Source organism: Methylobacterium sp. E-046, from assembly GCF_022829625.1.
Taxonomy (GTDB): domain Bacteria; phylum Pseudomonadota; class Alphaproteobacteria; order Rhizobiales; family Beijerinckiaceae; genus Methylobacterium; species Methylobacterium longum.
Genome location: NZ_JAKSYP010000290.1, coordinates 19,090 through 32,912 on the forward strand (window position 1 = coordinate 19,090; position 13,823 = coordinate 32,912).

The following is a 13,823-nucleotide window of genomic DNA, read 5'->3' on the forward strand; positions in this document are numbered from 1 at the left end:
GTCCCATGCGCTCACCAACCTCAAAGACCATCGGGTGGGACCTCGGCGGGGTCCACGTCAAGGCTGCGCTGGTTGCGGACGGGCGGATCGTCGCCGCCGCACAGGTGCCGTGCCCCCTCTGGCAGGGTGTCTCGGCCCTCGACCAGGCGCTCGCCGCCGCACCCGACTGGGCGCGCGGCGAGGCTCTCCACGCCGTCACCATGACCGGGGAGCTGACCGACTGCTTCGCCGACCGGCACGCGGGCGTGGCTTCGCTCTCGGAATGGGCGGAGGCCCATCTCGAGGGCTCCGTACGCATCTATGCCGGCCGTTCAGGCTTCGTCGCCCCCGCGGCGGCCGCTGCGGTCTCCGCGGACGTCGCATCGGCCAACTGGCACGCCACTGCGGCGCTCGCCGGATACAGCGTGCCGGACGCGCTCCTCGTCGATGTCGGCTCCACGACCGCCGACCTGATCCCGATCGTGCGGGGTCGCCCCTCCGCGACCGGCTACAGCGACGCCGAGCGCCTGGAGACCGGCGAGCTCGTCTACACGGGGGTGGTGCGCACGCCGGTGATCGCGCTCGCCGACCATGCCCCCTTCGCGGGACGTCGGACCCGGCTGATGACCGAGACCTTCGCCCACATGGCAGATGTCTATCGGATCCTCGGACTTCTCCCCGAGGGCGCGGACCAGCAGGCGAGCGGCGACCGCAAGGGCAAGTCGATCCCGGAGAGCGAGACTCGGCTCGCCCGAATCGTCGGCCGTGACCGGGGGGAGGGGACGGCCAAAGCCTGGACGGCGCTCGCAGACCACTTCGCCGAGGCGCAGTTGCGGCTGATGCACGATGCGGCTTCCCTCCTGCTGACCCGGCCCGACCTGCCGCCGGACGCGCCGCTGATCCTGTGCGGCGCCGGCACCTTCCTGGGCGAGCGCCTCGCCGGGCGGCTCGGGCGCCCGGCGAGGCTCCTGGTATCGCTCCTGAAGAATCGGATCGCCGGCGCGGACGCGTGGATCTCAACCTGCGGACCGGCGGTTGCGGTCGGGCTGATCGCCGCGGAGGATGCACACGCATGAGCGCAATCAAGATTTTGGCCCGGATCCTCACGGCCCGGGTCGGCCCGCATATCGAGCTGGCCATCGAGGCGGAAAGCGGCGAGATCCTGAAGGTGCTCGCGACCCAGGATCAGATCGACCGGCTGGTGGATGAGCTGGAGGACATCCTCAACTCCCCTGCCGAGCCCGAGGATGACGGTCCCCCCGAGGCGGCCTGAAACGCCCGGAGGCGAGAGTCGCCATGAGCCTCATCGCCGCCAAGATCATCGTCACGCCGACGCTGATGTGGGCCGTATCGGCGGCCGCGCGCCGGTGGGGCAGCCTCGTCGGCGGCCTGCTGTCGGGCCTGCCGCTGACCTCGGCACCGATCTCGATCTACCTGGCGGCCGAGCAGGGGGAGCGTTTCGCCGCCGATGCCGCCGTGGGGTCGGTGGAGGGGCTGGGCGCGGTCACCGCCAGCTATCTCGCCTACACGACCTGCGCGCCGCGGCTGGGGAGTCTCGCGTCCGTCCTCCTCGCCCTAGCCGCCTTCGTCCTTGGAGGCGCACTCCTGCACGGCGTGATCCAGCCCAACCTGTGGCTCGCCACGGCGATCGACCTGCCCGCGATGGTGCTGGTCGTCGTCCTGGGCCGGCCGTCCGCCGACGCGGGGGTGACGACGCGCAGGGCGCGACCGCCGCGCTGGGACATGCCGGCCCGGCTCGCGGCAGCCACCGCCCTGGTCCTGGTGGTGTCGACGCTGGCGCCGCACCTCGGCTCCGGCCTGAGCGGCGTGCTGGCGCCGATCCCGATCATTTCCTGGCCGCTCATCGTCTTCGCTCGGGCGCAGGACGGGGTCGACGCCGCGCTCGCCGTGGTGCGGGGCAGCGCCCAGGGCGCGTTCGGCGTGCTCGCCTTCTATGTCTGCGTGCACCTGCTGCTCGGACGGATCGATCCGGTCGCGGCCTACGCCGCGTCCATCGCGGGGTCGGCCGCCTGCGTCCTGCCCTGGCTGGTGGCGCGACGCCGCCCGCGGGCGGCGTGACGAAGCTGCTCCGGAAGGACCTCGGAGGACGCCATGCTGCCGAACACGGGCATCCCGACCCTGGCGCCGGGATACGCGGCGGTGCCGCCCGGCCATATCGCGACGATCGTCACCAGCCTGGAGATGCTCCGCCCACCGCCCCCGCGTCCCGGGCGCCCGTTCCCGCCCGGGCTCGCCCTGGAGCCGCTGCTGCGCCCCGAACCGGAGACCTACCGGGCCCTGTTCCGGGAGGTCGGGGCCGACTGGCTCTGGTTCTCGCGACTCACCCTGGCGGAGGGCGCGCTGGCGACGATCCTCACCGACAGGGACGTCGAGATCTTCGCGCTCCGCCGGGAGGGCCGGAACCTCGGCCTGCTGGAACTGGATTTCCGACAGCCCGGCGCCTGCGAACTCGTCTTCCTCGGATTGACCGGAGACGTGGTCGGAACGGGGATCGGCCGCACGCTGATGGACGCGGCGACAAGCCGGGCCTGGGCGCGCCCGATCACGCGGTTCTGGGTGCATACCTGCACCCTGGACCATCCCGGCGCGCTCGCCTTCTATCGCCGCGCGGGCTTCGCTCCCTTCGCCGTCCATGTCGAGGTCGCCCCCGATCCGCGGCTCGACGGGACCCTGCCGCGGGATTGCGCACCGCACGTGCCGCGGCTCGGCTGACGCGCCTGCGAAGACCTTGAAACGAAAGAGACCCGCGGGCCTCGCGGCCGCGGGTCTCGTGTCGTCAGCGGCGCGCGCCGCTCAGGCGGCGGTGCGCTTGCGGGCTTCCTGCTTCGTGTCGACGCCGGCCGCTTTGATCTCGGACAGCTTCTGCGCGACGTTGCGCGAGAACACGAACTCGGCGGGCCGCTGGTGCTCGAGGCTGACCTCGGGAGCCATCGCGCCCTCGGTCTTGATGCCGCGAATCGCGTGCACCAGCGGCTTCCAGGGCTTGCGGACCGAATCGACCACCGAGGAGGCCTCGTAGCCCGAATGCACCATGCAGTCGGCGCACTTCTCGTAGTTGCCGGTGCCGTAGGAATCCCAGTCGGTGGATTCCATCAGCTCCTTGAAGGTCGCCGCGTAGCCCTCGCCGAGCAGGTAGCAGGGCTTCTGCCAGCCGAACACGGTACGGGTCGGGTTGCCCCACGGGGTGCAGTGATAGGTCTGGTTGCCGGCGAGGAAGTCGAGGAACAGGCCCGACTGCTGGAAGGTCCACTTCTCGCGGCCCTTCTCGTTGCCGTGCCGGAACACGCCGCGGAACAGTTCCTTGGTCGCCTTGCGGTTCAGGAAGTGCTTCTGGTCCGGGGCGCGCTCGTAGGCGTAGCCGGGGGAGACGGTGATGCCGTCGATGCCCATCCGGGTCACGCTGTCGAAGAAGTCGGCGATCTTCTCAGGCGCGGAATTGTTGAAGAAGGTGCAGTTGATGGTGACGCGGAAGCCCATCTCCTTGGCCTTCGCGATCGCCGCCACCGCCTTGTCGTAGACGCCGCGCTGGCACACCGACTGGTCGTGCATCTCCTTGTCGCCGTCGAGATGGATCGACCACGTGAAGTACGGGCTGGGCTTGTACTCCTTGATCTTCTTCTCGAGGAGCAGCGCGTTGGTGCAGACGATCGCAAATTTCTTCTGGGCGATGATGCCCTCGACGATCTGCGGCAGATCCTTGTGCAGGAGCGGCTCGCCGCCGGCGATCACCACCACCGGGGCGCCGCACTCGCGCACCGATTCCAGGGCGTCGGCGACCGGCAGGCGCTTGTTGAGGATCTCGTCCGGGTAATCGATCTTGCCGCAGCCGGCGCAGGCGAGATTGCAGCGGAACAGCGGTTCCATCATCATCACGAGCGGGTAGCGCTTACGACCCGTCAGGTGCTGCTTGAGGATGTAGCCGCCGATCTTCGCGACGTACCGGAGGGGGATACCCAAGATTGCGGCTCCTTCACTTCGTCGACCCCGGGGCGTCGGGGTGCTTAACGCGAAAAAATATCGATTTCCAGCGACCTAGCTTGGAACTAATCTCAAACGACCCCGTTTCGGCGGGATCATGACATCTTATTCCGCGCCTGACGCAACGCTGCCACACGGCCCGCCTGCGCGGACGTGCGGGACGGGAAAGCTCGGTCGCTGAGGTCAGCACGCGCAATGCGTCGGCAATGCGACCGGACATCCATGATTTTGGTCGCCCCGCCGATATCGATGTGCGCCAGCGCACATGGACGAGTGCAAGGACCACGCCGGGGCGGTCGCGTTGCATTCTGGCATCGCTCTCTTTACTGAGCCACGTGGCTGCAACGCAAGAGCGACCCGTGGCGGATCGCGGCGCTGGAGCCCATATCGGTCGCGATTTGCGCGCACAAGCGTGGCGGACGGCCGGAGCGGACGGTACGGCGTTTCCCGAACCTGAGGCGTGTTCGAGCGGAGCGCGGGGCGGCCGACACCGGGGCTTCGGGCCCCGGCCGCGCCGGTCACCGTGGGTCCGCTGAGCCGGATTGGATGAGCCGGATGCGCCGACAGCGCATCCGAGGCGAACAGGCAGGATACTCGTGATCGAAAGTCTCGTCGCGTTCTCGGTGCGGTATCGGTGGATCGTGATTGCCGTCCTGGCGTTCGTCACGGTCGCGAGTGCCGGAGTCGCGGCGCACCTGTTTCGAATCAATACCGACGTCGAGCGGCTGATCGATCCGAAGGAGCCGTGGCGCCAGGACGAGATCAACTACGAGCAGGCTTTCCCTCAGCGCACCAACACGATCGTCGCGGTGATCAACGGGCAGACGCCGGAAGAGACCGAGGAGGCGGCCGCCAGCCTCGCCAAGGCGCTGACCGCTCACAAGAACCTGATCGAGACCGTCTATCGCCCGGACGGCGGACCGTTCTTCGACAAGAACGGGCTGCTGCTGATGCCCCAGCCCGAACTCGACAAGACCCTTGAGGCACTGACCCAGCAGCAGGGGCTGCTCGGGCCGCTTGCCGCCGATCCGTCGCTGCGGGGCGTGATGCGCGTGCTGACGCTGGGCGCCCGTGGCGTGAAGACCGGCGATGCCAAACTGGACGACCTCGAGAAGCCCATGGGGCAGATCGACGCCACGCTGCAGAAGGTGTTGGCGGGCGAGCCGGCGCGGATGTCGTGGCAGGAACTCCTGTCCAATGGCGAAGGCCACGTCACGGACAAGATGAAGTTCGTGATCATCCAGCCCGTGCTCGACTTCAACGCCTTGGAGCCGGGCTACCAGGCGACCAAGCTGATCCGGAACGTCGCCCAGGATCTCAAGATCGATGCGCAGCACGGCCTGCGCATGCGGTTGACCGGCACCGTCGCCGTGGCGGACGAGGAGTTCGCGACGCTCTCAGAGGATGCGGGCCTCAACAACAGCATCATCGTCGGCGCGATCGTGCTGTTCCTGTGGCTCGCCCTGCGCTCGGGCAAGCTCGTCGGCGCAGTCATCATCACGACCTTCGCGGGCCTTGTCGTCACGGCGGCGCTGGGCCTCGTCATGGTCAAGGAGCTGAACCCGATCTCCGTGGCCTTCGCGGCCCTGTTCGTGGGACTGGGCATCGATTTCGGCATCCAGTTCTCGGTGCGCTACCGCGCCGACCGCTACGAGCAGCCGAGCTTGGACAGCGCGATCCGCGCTGCCGCTCGGGGTGTCGGCTGGTCGTTGACGCTCGCCGCCGTATCGCTGGTCGCGGGCTTCTTCGCGTTCCTGCCCACGGCGTTCCGGGGTGTGTCGGAACTCGGCCTGATCGCCGGCGTCGGCATGGTCGTGGCCTTCCTGTTCTCGCTGACGCTACTGCCGGCGCTGATCGCGGTGTTCAAGCCGGAGGGCGAGAAGACGGCCGTCCAGACCGCGTGGCTGGTGGGCGTCGATCCGTGGATCATCCGCCACCGCAAGGCGATCCTGATCGGCGTCGGGCTCGTGACCCTGGCCGGTGCGCCGCTTCTCTGGCACCTGCCGTTCGACTCCAATCCGATGCACCTGCGCAGCGCGAAGACGCAGTCGATCGCCACCTATCTCGACCTGATCAAGAACCCCGAGACCAGCCCGAACGTCATCGACGTGCTCGCCCCGAGCGTCGAGGCCGTTCCGTCGCTCTCGAAGACGCTCACGGCGTTGCCGGTCACTGCGTCGGTCAACAGCATCGACACCTTCGTGCCGCGCGATCAGGACAAGAAGCTCGCCCAGATCGCCGACACGGCGCAGCTCCTCGACCCCGTCCTCAACCCGGGCCGCCGGCCGCCGCCGCCCACCGACGCCGACAACGTCAAGGCGCTCAAGGACGCCGCGACGGCGCTCAACGGCGTCGGGAGCGAGGCGAAGGGCGACGCGACGGGCGCTCAGGCGGCCAAGCAGCTTGCCGGCACCCTGGACAAGCTCGCGACCAGCCCCGTGGCGCAGCGCGAGGCGGCCTCCGTCGCCCTCACGAAGGATCTCGGACCGCTGCTGGCGCATCTGCGCGACCTGCTGCATCCCGACAAGATCACCCTCGACAACCTGCCACCGCAGCTCAAGGCCGACTGGGTGGCGGCCGACGGCCGCGCCCGCATCGAGGTCCATCCCAAGGGGGATTCGAACGACGATCAAGTGCTGCGCACCTTCTCCGATGAAGTCCTGAAGGTCGCGCCCCATGCCACCGGCGCTCCGGTCGCGACCACGCAGTCAAGCTACACGATTCTGGGCGCCTTCGTTCAGGCGGCGGTGACGGCCTTCGTGCTGATCTTCGTCATCCTGTCGGTGGCCCTGCGCAAGCCCTGGGACGTGGCGATGACGCTCGGCCCGCTGGTGATCGCGACCCTCTGGACGCTGATGGCCCTGCGCATCATCGGCATGCCGCTGAACTTCGCCAACATCATCGCGCTGCCGCTGATGCTCGCGGTGGGCGTCGCGTTCCACATCTACTACGTGATCGCCTGGCGAGCGGGCGTGAACGACATGCTCGCGTCGAGCCTGACCCGAGCGATCTTCTTCTCGGCGCTGACCACCGGCAGCGCCTTCGGCTCGCTGGTCCTGTCCAGCCACCCGGGCACGGCGAGCATGGGCAAGCTGCTCGCGCTCTCGCTGTTCTTCACCCTGGTGGCGGCCTTCTTCGTCGTGCCGGCGACCCTCGGCGAGCCGCCGGCGCAGCCCGACGAGGACCGTCCGGAAGCCGAGAAGGCCGCCGGTGCCGCCTTGCGCAAGAGCGTCGCGCAGAAGGATCCTGTGCCGGCCAAGTAACGGCCGGCACCCCGAGGCCCTAGAGGGCCTTCTCGAAGAAATGGTCCGGGTAGGGGTCGTCGTTGAAGCGGTCGATCTCCACCCAGCCCGTGCCCCGGTAGAGCATCAGGGCTTCCGGAAGTGCGCTGTTGGTGTCGAGCCGCAGCATCCGGATGCCGAGCTCGCGAGCGACCCGCTCGGCCTCGTGCATCAGGCGCTTGGAGAGGCCCAGCCCGCGGGCCGCGGGATCGATCCAGAGCCGCTTGATCTCCGCCTCGGGGCCACCCCACCCTTTGAGCCCGACGCAGCCGACCGGCAGAACGTCGGCGACGGCGAGCAGGAAGGCGCCACGCGGCCGCACCATGTCGCCGGCCTCCGGATCGCAGGACCGCGCGACGTCGAATCCTCCGGGAAATCGGGCAGCCAATTCGGCGTAGTAGGCCGCAAGGCAGACCCGCGCCGGCGCGTCGACGGGATCGGCCGCGACGATCGTGATGGCGTCGCGGCCCAGGACGAGAGCGACACGATCCATGGCCTGCAGGAGGGCGTCGGCCCGCGGCGCGCGCTCCAGCAGCGCTGTGGCGCGGGCATCCGACAGGGCTTCATAGGCCTCGAATTCCCGCTGGCCGGCCTCGGTCACGGACGCGATCCGGCGGCGGGCATCCGCAGGATGCGGCGCCGTCGCGACCAGCCCCTCGTCCTCCAGGCTCCGCAGGAGACGGCTCATCAGGCCGGAATCCAGGTCCAGATAGGCGCGAATCTCGGCGATCTCGGTGCGTCCCGCACCGATGGCGTTGAGGACGCGGGCCGCGCCCAGGGGACGGCCCCGGCCGAGGAACGAGGAATCGAGGGCTCCGACCTCGGCGGTGACGGCGCGGGCGAACCGGCGGACGCGGGCGATGTCGGCAGGTCTCATGATATCTGACTAAAGTCAGATATCAACGCCGGTCAACCGAGGAAGTCGGAGAAGCCGCCGCGGATCGCGCCCGACGCGTCGGCGGCAGATCGGGAGGCGGGGGCGATCAGCGCGTCCCGCTCGTCCGCGTAGCGGTAGCCCGGCGCCTCGCCGGGGAAGCCGCCGGCGGTCGCGGGATGGGTGTAGAGTTCGGTCAGACCGTCAGGAAGTTCGGCCAGCAGCGCGGCGACGCGGGCCGGCGTCATGGCGCCGGACCAAGCGAGGCCGAGGGTGCGGTCCGGGATCAGCAGCCCAGCCTGCCGGGCGCGCACGGCCAGCAGCGCCGCCCAGGGGGCGATGTCGAGGGCGGCCGAGGGGCGGGCACCGGGCTCGGCGCGGCGGAGGATCTCCCGCGGCTCCCGAGGCACGCGCAGGGCGCGCATTCCGAAGTGGCGGCCGATGCGCAGCACCGCGCCCGCGATCAGCGGGTGGACGTGGAAGTGCTTGTGGGCGTTGACGTGGTCGAGGGGCAGGCCGGTGGCCCGGTAGGCTTCGAACTGGGCCCGGATCTCGGCGGCGAGCTGACGGCGCGCGGCGGACTTGCGGGCGAAGTCGAATCCGAGACGACCCATGTCGGCGCGCATCAGGCCGGCCGCATCGGTCAGGTCCGGCAGCTGAGTCGCCGGGAGAGTCGGCCATGCCTCCACGAGGACGAGGTGCAGCCCGACCCGCAGGGACGGCATCCGCCTCGCCCGCGCCACCGCATCCGCGGCGGCCGGCGCCGAGACCATCAGGCTCGCGGCGGTGAGGATCCCGTCGCGATGCGCCTGCTCGACGGCCTCGTTGACCTCGGGGCTCAGCCCGAAATCGTCGGCGGTGACGACAAGACGCTTCACTGGGACCTCGGTCACGGGTGTCGAGAGGGCGCGCCCTCTCGCGGGTCCAGGGCGGAGCCCTGGAAGAGGCGCGGGGCTCCGCCCCGCTCCCCGCCGGGGCCGTAGGCCCCGGACCCCTGACGTCAGGCCGCTTTGGCGGTGCCCTGGCGCTCCTTGAGGAAGCGGTAGAACTCCACGCCCTCGCGCAGGCGGCGCTTCATCATGTCGGGCGAGCGTACCATCTCGCTGACGATCGAGGCGATCTTCGGAGCCCGGAAGTAGAACTTCTTGTAGAACTCCTCAACCGAGGTGAAGATCTCGGTGTGCGAGAGGTGCGGGTAGTGCAGCGGCGCGACCTGCACGCCGTTCTCGTCGACGAGCTCGGCGTTCTCGATGTCGAGCCAGCCGTTCTCTACCGCCTGCTTGTACAGGAAGGTGCCCGGGTATGGGGCCGCGAGCGAGACCTGGATCGTGTGCGGGTTGATCCGCTTGGCGAAGGCGATCGTCTCCTGGATCGTCTCCTTCGTCTCGCCCGGCAGGCCGAGGATGAAGGTGCCGTGGATGGCGATGCCCAGGTCATGGCAATCCTGGGTGAACTTCTCAGCGACCTCGACCCGCATGCCCTTCTTGATGTTGTGCAGGATGGCCTGATTGCCGGACTCGTAGCCGACCAGCAGCAGGCGCAGGCCGTTCTCCTTGAGCACCTTCAGGGTCTCGCGCGGCACGTTCGCCTTGGCGTTGCACGACCACGTGACGCCGAGCTTGCCCAGCTCGCGGGCGATCTCCTCGGCGCGCGGCAGGTTGTCGGTGAAGGTATCGTCGTCGAAGAAGAACTCCTTGGTCTGCGGGAACTCCTTCAGGCAGTACTTGATCTCCTCGATCACGTGGGCGACCGAGCGGGTGCGATAGGTGTGGCCGCCGACCGTCTGCGGCCAGAGGCAGAAGGTGCAGCGGCTCTTGCAGCCCCGCCCCGAGTAGAACGAGATGTAGGGGTGCTTCAGGTAACCGATGAAGTACTTCTCCATCTCCAGGTCGCGCTTGTAGACGCTGGTGACGAAGGGCAGCTGATCCATGTCGGTCATGATCTCGCGGTCCTCGTTGTGGACCACGACCCCGTTGGCATCGCGATAGGACAGCCCCTTGATCTCCGACATCGGCACGCCGTCGGCGACTTCCTTGACGGTGAAGTCGAACTCGTTGCGGGCGCAGAAATCGACCACGGGGGCCTGGGCCATCGCGCCGGCGGCGTCGACCGCGACCTTGGCGCCGATCAGGCCGGCGATCAGCTTCGGGTTGGCGGCCTTCAGCGCCTCGATGGTCTTCACGTCGGATTTGAACGACGGCACCGAGGTGTGGAGCACGACGAGGTCGAAGTCGTTGGCCTGGGCCACGATCTCGGCGAGCTTGATGTTGTGCGGCGGCGCGTCGATCAGCTTCGAGTTCGGCACCAGGGCGGCCGGCTGGGCCAGCCAGGTCGGGTACCAGAACGACTTGATCTCGCGCTTGGCCTGGTAACGGGAGCCGGCACCGCCGTCGAAACCGTCGAAGGTGGGGGCCTGGAGGAAGAGCGTGCGCATGGGGTTCAAGGCCTCAGGGCAATGCCGGGGGGAGGGCGGAGGACGAGGAAACCGGGTTCAGCGGAGCGGCGCGCCGGCATCGCGGCCGAGTTCGGCGTCCGGGATCAGGGTGCCATCCGCAACCACGTGATAATCGTGACCTTTCCATGTCACCGCCCCCGACACGAAGGCCCAGGAGAAGTTCAGGAAGGAGAGGATGTCGCGGATCGGCAACAGTCCGTAGGGGTGCGGGGCGAGACCGAAGGCGCGCTCCAGCTGGCGGCAGAGCAGGATCCGGCTGGCCAGCGCGGCGGCGGCGACCCACAGCGCGCCGGTTCCGGCCCCCGGCAGCAGGGCGCCCACGAGGGCGAGGGGGAAGGCGTGGGTGACGATTGAGCCGGCATAGCCGGCGGGATCGACGGTGCGAATCGTGCGGTTCCACCGCAGTTCGTGCCGCCACAGGCCGGAGAGATCGGTGTCGACGCTGGTATGGCCGATGGTGAAGCTCGGGATCACCACCCGGCCGCCGAGGCCGCGCAGGGCGGCGCCGATCGCGTAATCGTCCGCGAGGTCGTTGCGGAAGGTGCGGAAGCCGCCCACCGCCTCCAGGTTCGCCCGGGTGAACGCCACGGTGGAGCCGAAGCACGGCTTGGCCAGTCCCAGGCTGAGGCCCATCACGACGTTCGGCAGGAACTGCGTGTCGATCGCCAGGGCGGAGAGTTGATCGTAGAGGCCCCGGAAGGCGGGAACGCCGTGGTAGAGGCAGGTGACGCCGGTTACCCCCTCCTGCGACAACTCCGCGACGAGGCGCTCCAGGTAATCGGGCCGGACCACCATGTCGCTGTCGGCCAGCACCACCACGTCGTGGGCGATCGCCTCGGCCATGTTGATCAGGTTCGAGACCTTGCGGTTCGAGCCATGCTGGCGGCCATCGATCACGAGGTCGATGCGCGCTTGCGGATAGGCCTGCTTCAGCCGCTGCACGACGGCAATTGCGGGATCACCGGCCTTCTGGACGCCGAACACCACCTGCACCGCGCCGGCGTAATCCTGGCGCAGCACGGTCTCGAGGTTCTCGTAGAGGTTCGGTTCGAGGCCGCAGAGCGGCTTGAGCACGGTCACGGAGGGCGCGGCGCAGCCGGACGCCAGAACCGGAACGTCGCGCGCCACGTAACGGCCCGCGCAATAGGCCGCGGCCAGCCCGTAGAGGCAGCCCGCCGCCGCCAGGATCAGGCAGAGCAGCGAGAGCCACGAGAGGCTGAGCAGTGCCAGCGAGGAGAGGTCCATCCGGTCGGGTCCGTGCGATCGTCCGGCCGCTTCGGGCGGCGATGGCCGCGTGCGGCCGGTTCAGTGGGCCCCTGTCGGCTCGGCTCAGGGCGTCGGCTTGGCGGCGAGCATGCCGTCGGCCCGCTGGCGGAGGAACTTGACGACGCCGTCGGCGCCCCCGGACTTCAGCGGCGCGGACAGCGCATTGCGCTGCGCGGCGATCTCGCTGACGTCGCCGTTGAGCAGGACATCCTGGATGCGGTTGCTGTCGTTCACCACGAAGTCGACCGCGGAATCGTCGCCGTCCGAGGTGGTGACGCGGGTCGGCACCACGCGCTGCGAGCCGCGCTCCTCGATCTTGGGCGTGACCTCGAACTTGCCGCCGGCGGCGCGGGCCAGCCGGTTCGCGTAGGTGACGATCAGGCTGCGCTTGAACGCGTCGGTCACCGCCTCCTGCTGATCCGGGGTGAAGCTCGACCACTTCGAGCCGACGGCGACGCGGGCCATGGCGGGGAAGTCGAATGCCTTGTCGAGGGCCGGCCCGACGGCGTCGACCCGCGCGGGCAGCGGACCGGGACCGTCCTTCAGGGCGGTGGAGAAGGCCGCGTAGAGGTCGCGGACCGTCTGAACGGCGGGGTCGTCCGCGGCCCATGCCTGGACCGGGACGAAGATTGACGCGGCGATGAGGGTGGCCGCGAGGCGGCGGGTCAGGCGCACTTCTTCAACTCCTCGCCGTCGCCGAGCCGCGCGACCATGCGGGGCGGGGCGTAGCTGTAGAACGGCCCGAGAGTCGCGGGCTGGGACACGCGCTGAGCCGTGCGTCCGACCGCGGAATCCGCCTCCCGCTCTTCGTCCTCCGGCGCCTCGGCGCGGAGCTTGGCCTCGATCCGATGCCAGAGCAGCAGGCTCGGCAGCCCGACTCCGAGATCCGCGAAGCGCTTGACCAGGGACAGGGCGAGCGCCGCCTCGGCCGGGATGTCGAACAGGCCGCAGAGGGCGATCAGGCCGCCTTCCTGGGCACCCAGCGCGCCCGGTACCGCGAAGGCCGCGCCGCGCACGGCCTGGGCGAGACTCTCGATCATCAGCGCCTGCGCGAAGTCGATGGGATACCCCATGAACCGCAGACAGACATAGACTTCCAGCGTTCCGATCACCCAGCCCACGAGGTGGACCAGCAACGCCACCGCGAAGCGGCCGTGGTTGCCGTAGAGGCGGCGGAGGCTGTCGTAGAGCTGGTCGATGGCACCGAAGGCCCGCCATTCGCGGCCGGAGGCGAAGCGGCTGAGCAGACCCTGGATGAGCCGGTGCCCGGCACGCCTCTGGATCAGGTAGAAGGCGCCGAGCGCGGGCACCGCCAGGGCGAGACCGCCCTCGACCGTGTGGGCGATCGGTCCGTTGCCGGAGATCATGACCAGCAGGGCGAGGCCGGCCACGGTGAACAGGAGCTGCGTCAGGGCCTGGGTCATCAGGTCGACGAACATGCTGGCACCTGCGAGAGCCCCGGGGACGCTGCGCTTCGCCAGAAGGCGCGCGCCGACGAAATCCCCCCCCACGGTGGCCACCGGCAGCAGCGTGTTGATGCCCTCGCGCACGAACCGGAGGGAGACGCAGTCGCGCAGCTTGGCCGTTCCGGCCGGAAACACGACGTGCCACCCGAGCCCCGCCCAGGCGACCGCCACGATGCGGGCCAGGACCACGAGGGCGGCGCCCCAGCCGGCACTTAGGACGGCGGCCGACACGTCTTCCAGGCCGGAGGACATGAACAGGCCCACGACCGTGCACAGACCGGCGATCAAGGCCAAGGTCGTCAGGCGCTTCATTATCGTCTTTCAAGCTCGCAGAAGGCTTGATGCGGGAAATCGGTCACGGTCGCGGCAGAAATAGGTCCGCCGGGCCGAGAACGTTTCTGCCACGTTGCAGCATGGATTAGCGGTGTCTATCACCCGTTTGACACACCGAGGGCCAAAGCGGCGGCGGAGCTGAACAGCCCGCGTAGAAGGCCGCGCCACGT

Annotated in this window: 12 protein-coding genes; 5 read left to right on the forward strand and 7 right to left on the reverse strand. The window is 69.2% G+C overall.

The window, feature by feature from the left end:
* The first annotated feature begins 5 nt into the window (after positions 1-5).
* Genes MKK82_RS31745 through MKK82_RS31760 form a run of 4 tightly spaced genes read left to right on the forward strand, consistent with a single transcriptional unit; the run spans position 6 to position 2,712 of the window.
* Positions 6-1,055: a hydantoinase/oxoprolinase family protein gene (locus MKK82_RS31745; RefSeq protein WP_243987953.1), complete on the forward strand. Its 1,050-nt coding sequence runs from the start codon at positions 6-8 to the stop codon at positions 1,053-1,055.
* Entirely contained in the window at positions 1,052-1,252 is a 201-nt protein-coding gene (locus tag MKK82_RS31750; RefSeq protein WP_238284529.1) for a hypothetical protein, read from the forward strand. The genes MKK82_RS31745 and MKK82_RS31750 overlap by 4 nt, the downstream gene beginning before the upstream one ends.
* Positions 1,253-1,275: 23 nt before the next feature.
* Positions 1,276-2,058, forward strand: coding sequence for a hypothetical protein (locus MKK82_RS31755; protein WP_238284530.1), 783 nt, complete (start codon positions 1,276-1,278; stop codon positions 2,056-2,058).
* Positions 2,059-2,091: 33 nt separating this feature from the next.
* Entirely contained in the window at positions 2,092-2,712 is a 621-nt protein-coding gene (locus MKK82_RS31760; RefSeq protein WP_243987955.1) for a GNAT family N-acetyltransferase, read from the forward strand.
* Between the two features lie 81 nt (positions 2,713-2,793).
* On the opposite strand, the gene hpnH is transcribed toward MKK82_RS31760, so the two are convergent.
* Positions 2,794-3,957: an adenosyl-hopene transferase HpnH gene (gene hpnH / locus MKK82_RS31765; protein WP_243987956.1), complete on the reverse strand. Its 1,164-nt coding sequence runs from the start codon at positions 3,955-3,957 to the stop codon at positions 2,794-2,796.
* 617 nt (positions 3,958-4,574) lie between these two features.
* Here hpnH and MKK82_RS31770 point away from each other — a divergent pair.
* Positions 4,575-7,241: an MMPL family transporter gene (locus tag MKK82_RS31770; RefSeq protein WP_243987958.1), complete on the forward strand. Its 2,667-nt coding sequence runs from the start codon at positions 4,575-4,577 to the stop codon at positions 7,239-7,241.
* A 19-nt stretch (positions 7,242-7,260) separates the two neighbouring features.
* On the opposite strand, the gene MKK82_RS31775 is transcribed toward MKK82_RS31770, so the two are convergent.
* From MKK82_RS31775 to MKK82_RS31800, 6 genes are all read right to left on the reverse strand, one after another.
* A complete protein-coding gene (locus MKK82_RS31775; protein WP_243987959.1) occupies positions 7,261-8,136 on the reverse strand; it encodes a helix-turn-helix domain-containing GNAT family N-acetyltransferase in 876 nt (291 codons plus the stop codon).
* A gap of 32 nt (positions 8,137-8,168) precedes the next feature.
* Positions 8,169-9,011, reverse strand: a complete 843-nt coding sequence (gene hpnK / locus MKK82_RS31780; RefSeq protein WP_243987960.1) for a hopanoid biosynthesis-associated protein HpnK — start codon at positions 9,009-9,011, stop codon at positions 8,169-8,171.
* A 122-nt stretch (positions 9,012-9,133) separates the two neighbouring features.
* Positions 9,134-10,567 carry a hopanoid biosynthesis associated radical SAM protein HpnJ gene (gene hpnJ, locus MKK82_RS31785; protein ID WP_238284536.1) on the reverse strand — a complete coding sequence of 478 codons (1,434 nt, stop codon included), beginning with the start codon at positions 10,565-10,567 and terminating at the stop codon, positions 9,134-9,136.
* 57 nt (positions 10,568-10,624) lie between these two features.
* Positions 10,625-11,833, reverse strand: coding sequence for a bacteriohopanetetrol glucosamine biosynthesis glycosyltransferase HpnI (gene hpnI, locus MKK82_RS31790; RefSeq protein WP_238284537.1), 1,209 nt, complete (start codon positions 11,831-11,833; stop codon positions 10,625-10,627).
* A gap of 84 nt (positions 11,834-11,917) precedes the next feature.
* Positions 11,918-12,529 (reverse strand): phospholipid-binding protein MlaC, encoded by a 612-nt coding sequence (locus tag MKK82_RS31795; RefSeq protein WP_238284538.1) that lies wholly within the window; start codon positions 12,527-12,529, stop codon positions 11,918-11,920.
* A complete protein-coding gene (locus MKK82_RS31800) occupies positions 12,520-13,632 on the reverse strand; it encodes a flippase-like domain-containing protein (protein WP_238284539.1) in 1,113 nt (370 codons plus the stop codon). Before MKK82_RS31800 ends, MKK82_RS31795 begins: the two co-directional genes overlap by 10 nt.
* Positions 13,633-13,823: the final 191 nt, after the last annotated feature.

What these genes read in the sequence shown, in the direction of transcription:
- MKK82_RS31760 (WP_243987955.1), top strand. Translation starts at nt 2,092, where the DNA reads ATGCTGCCGAACACGGGCATCCCGACCCTGGCGCCGGGATACGCGGCG.
- MKK82_RS31775 (WP_243987959.1), bottom strand. Translation starts at nt 8,136, where the DNA reads ATGAGACCTGCCGACATCGCCCGCGTCCGCCGGTTCGCCCGCGCCGTC.
- MKK82_RS31755 (WP_238284530.1), top strand. Translation starts at nt 1,276, where the DNA reads ATGAGCCTCATCGCCGCCAAGATCATCGTCACGCCGACGCTGATGTGG.
- MKK82_RS31745 (WP_243987953.1), top strand. Translation starts at nt 6, where the DNA reads ATGCGCTCACCAACCTCAAAGACCATCGGGTGGGACCTCGGCGGGGTC.
- MKK82_RS31750 (WP_238284529.1), top strand. Translation starts at nt 1,052, where the DNA reads ATGAGCGCAATCAAGATTTTGGCCCGGATCCTCACGGCCCGGGTCGGC.
- MKK82_RS31800 (WP_238284539.1), bottom strand. Translation starts at nt 13,632, where the DNA reads ATGAAGCGCCTGACGACCTTGGCCTTGATCGCCGGTCTGTGCACGGTC.
- hpnJ (WP_238284536.1), bottom strand. Translation starts at nt 10,567, where the DNA reads ATGCGCACGCTCTTCCTCCAGGCCCCCACCTTCGACGGTTTCGACGGC.
- hpnI (WP_238284537.1), bottom strand. Translation starts at nt 11,833, where the DNA reads ATGGACCTCTCCTCGCTGGCACTGCTCAGCCTCTCGTGGCTCTCGCTG.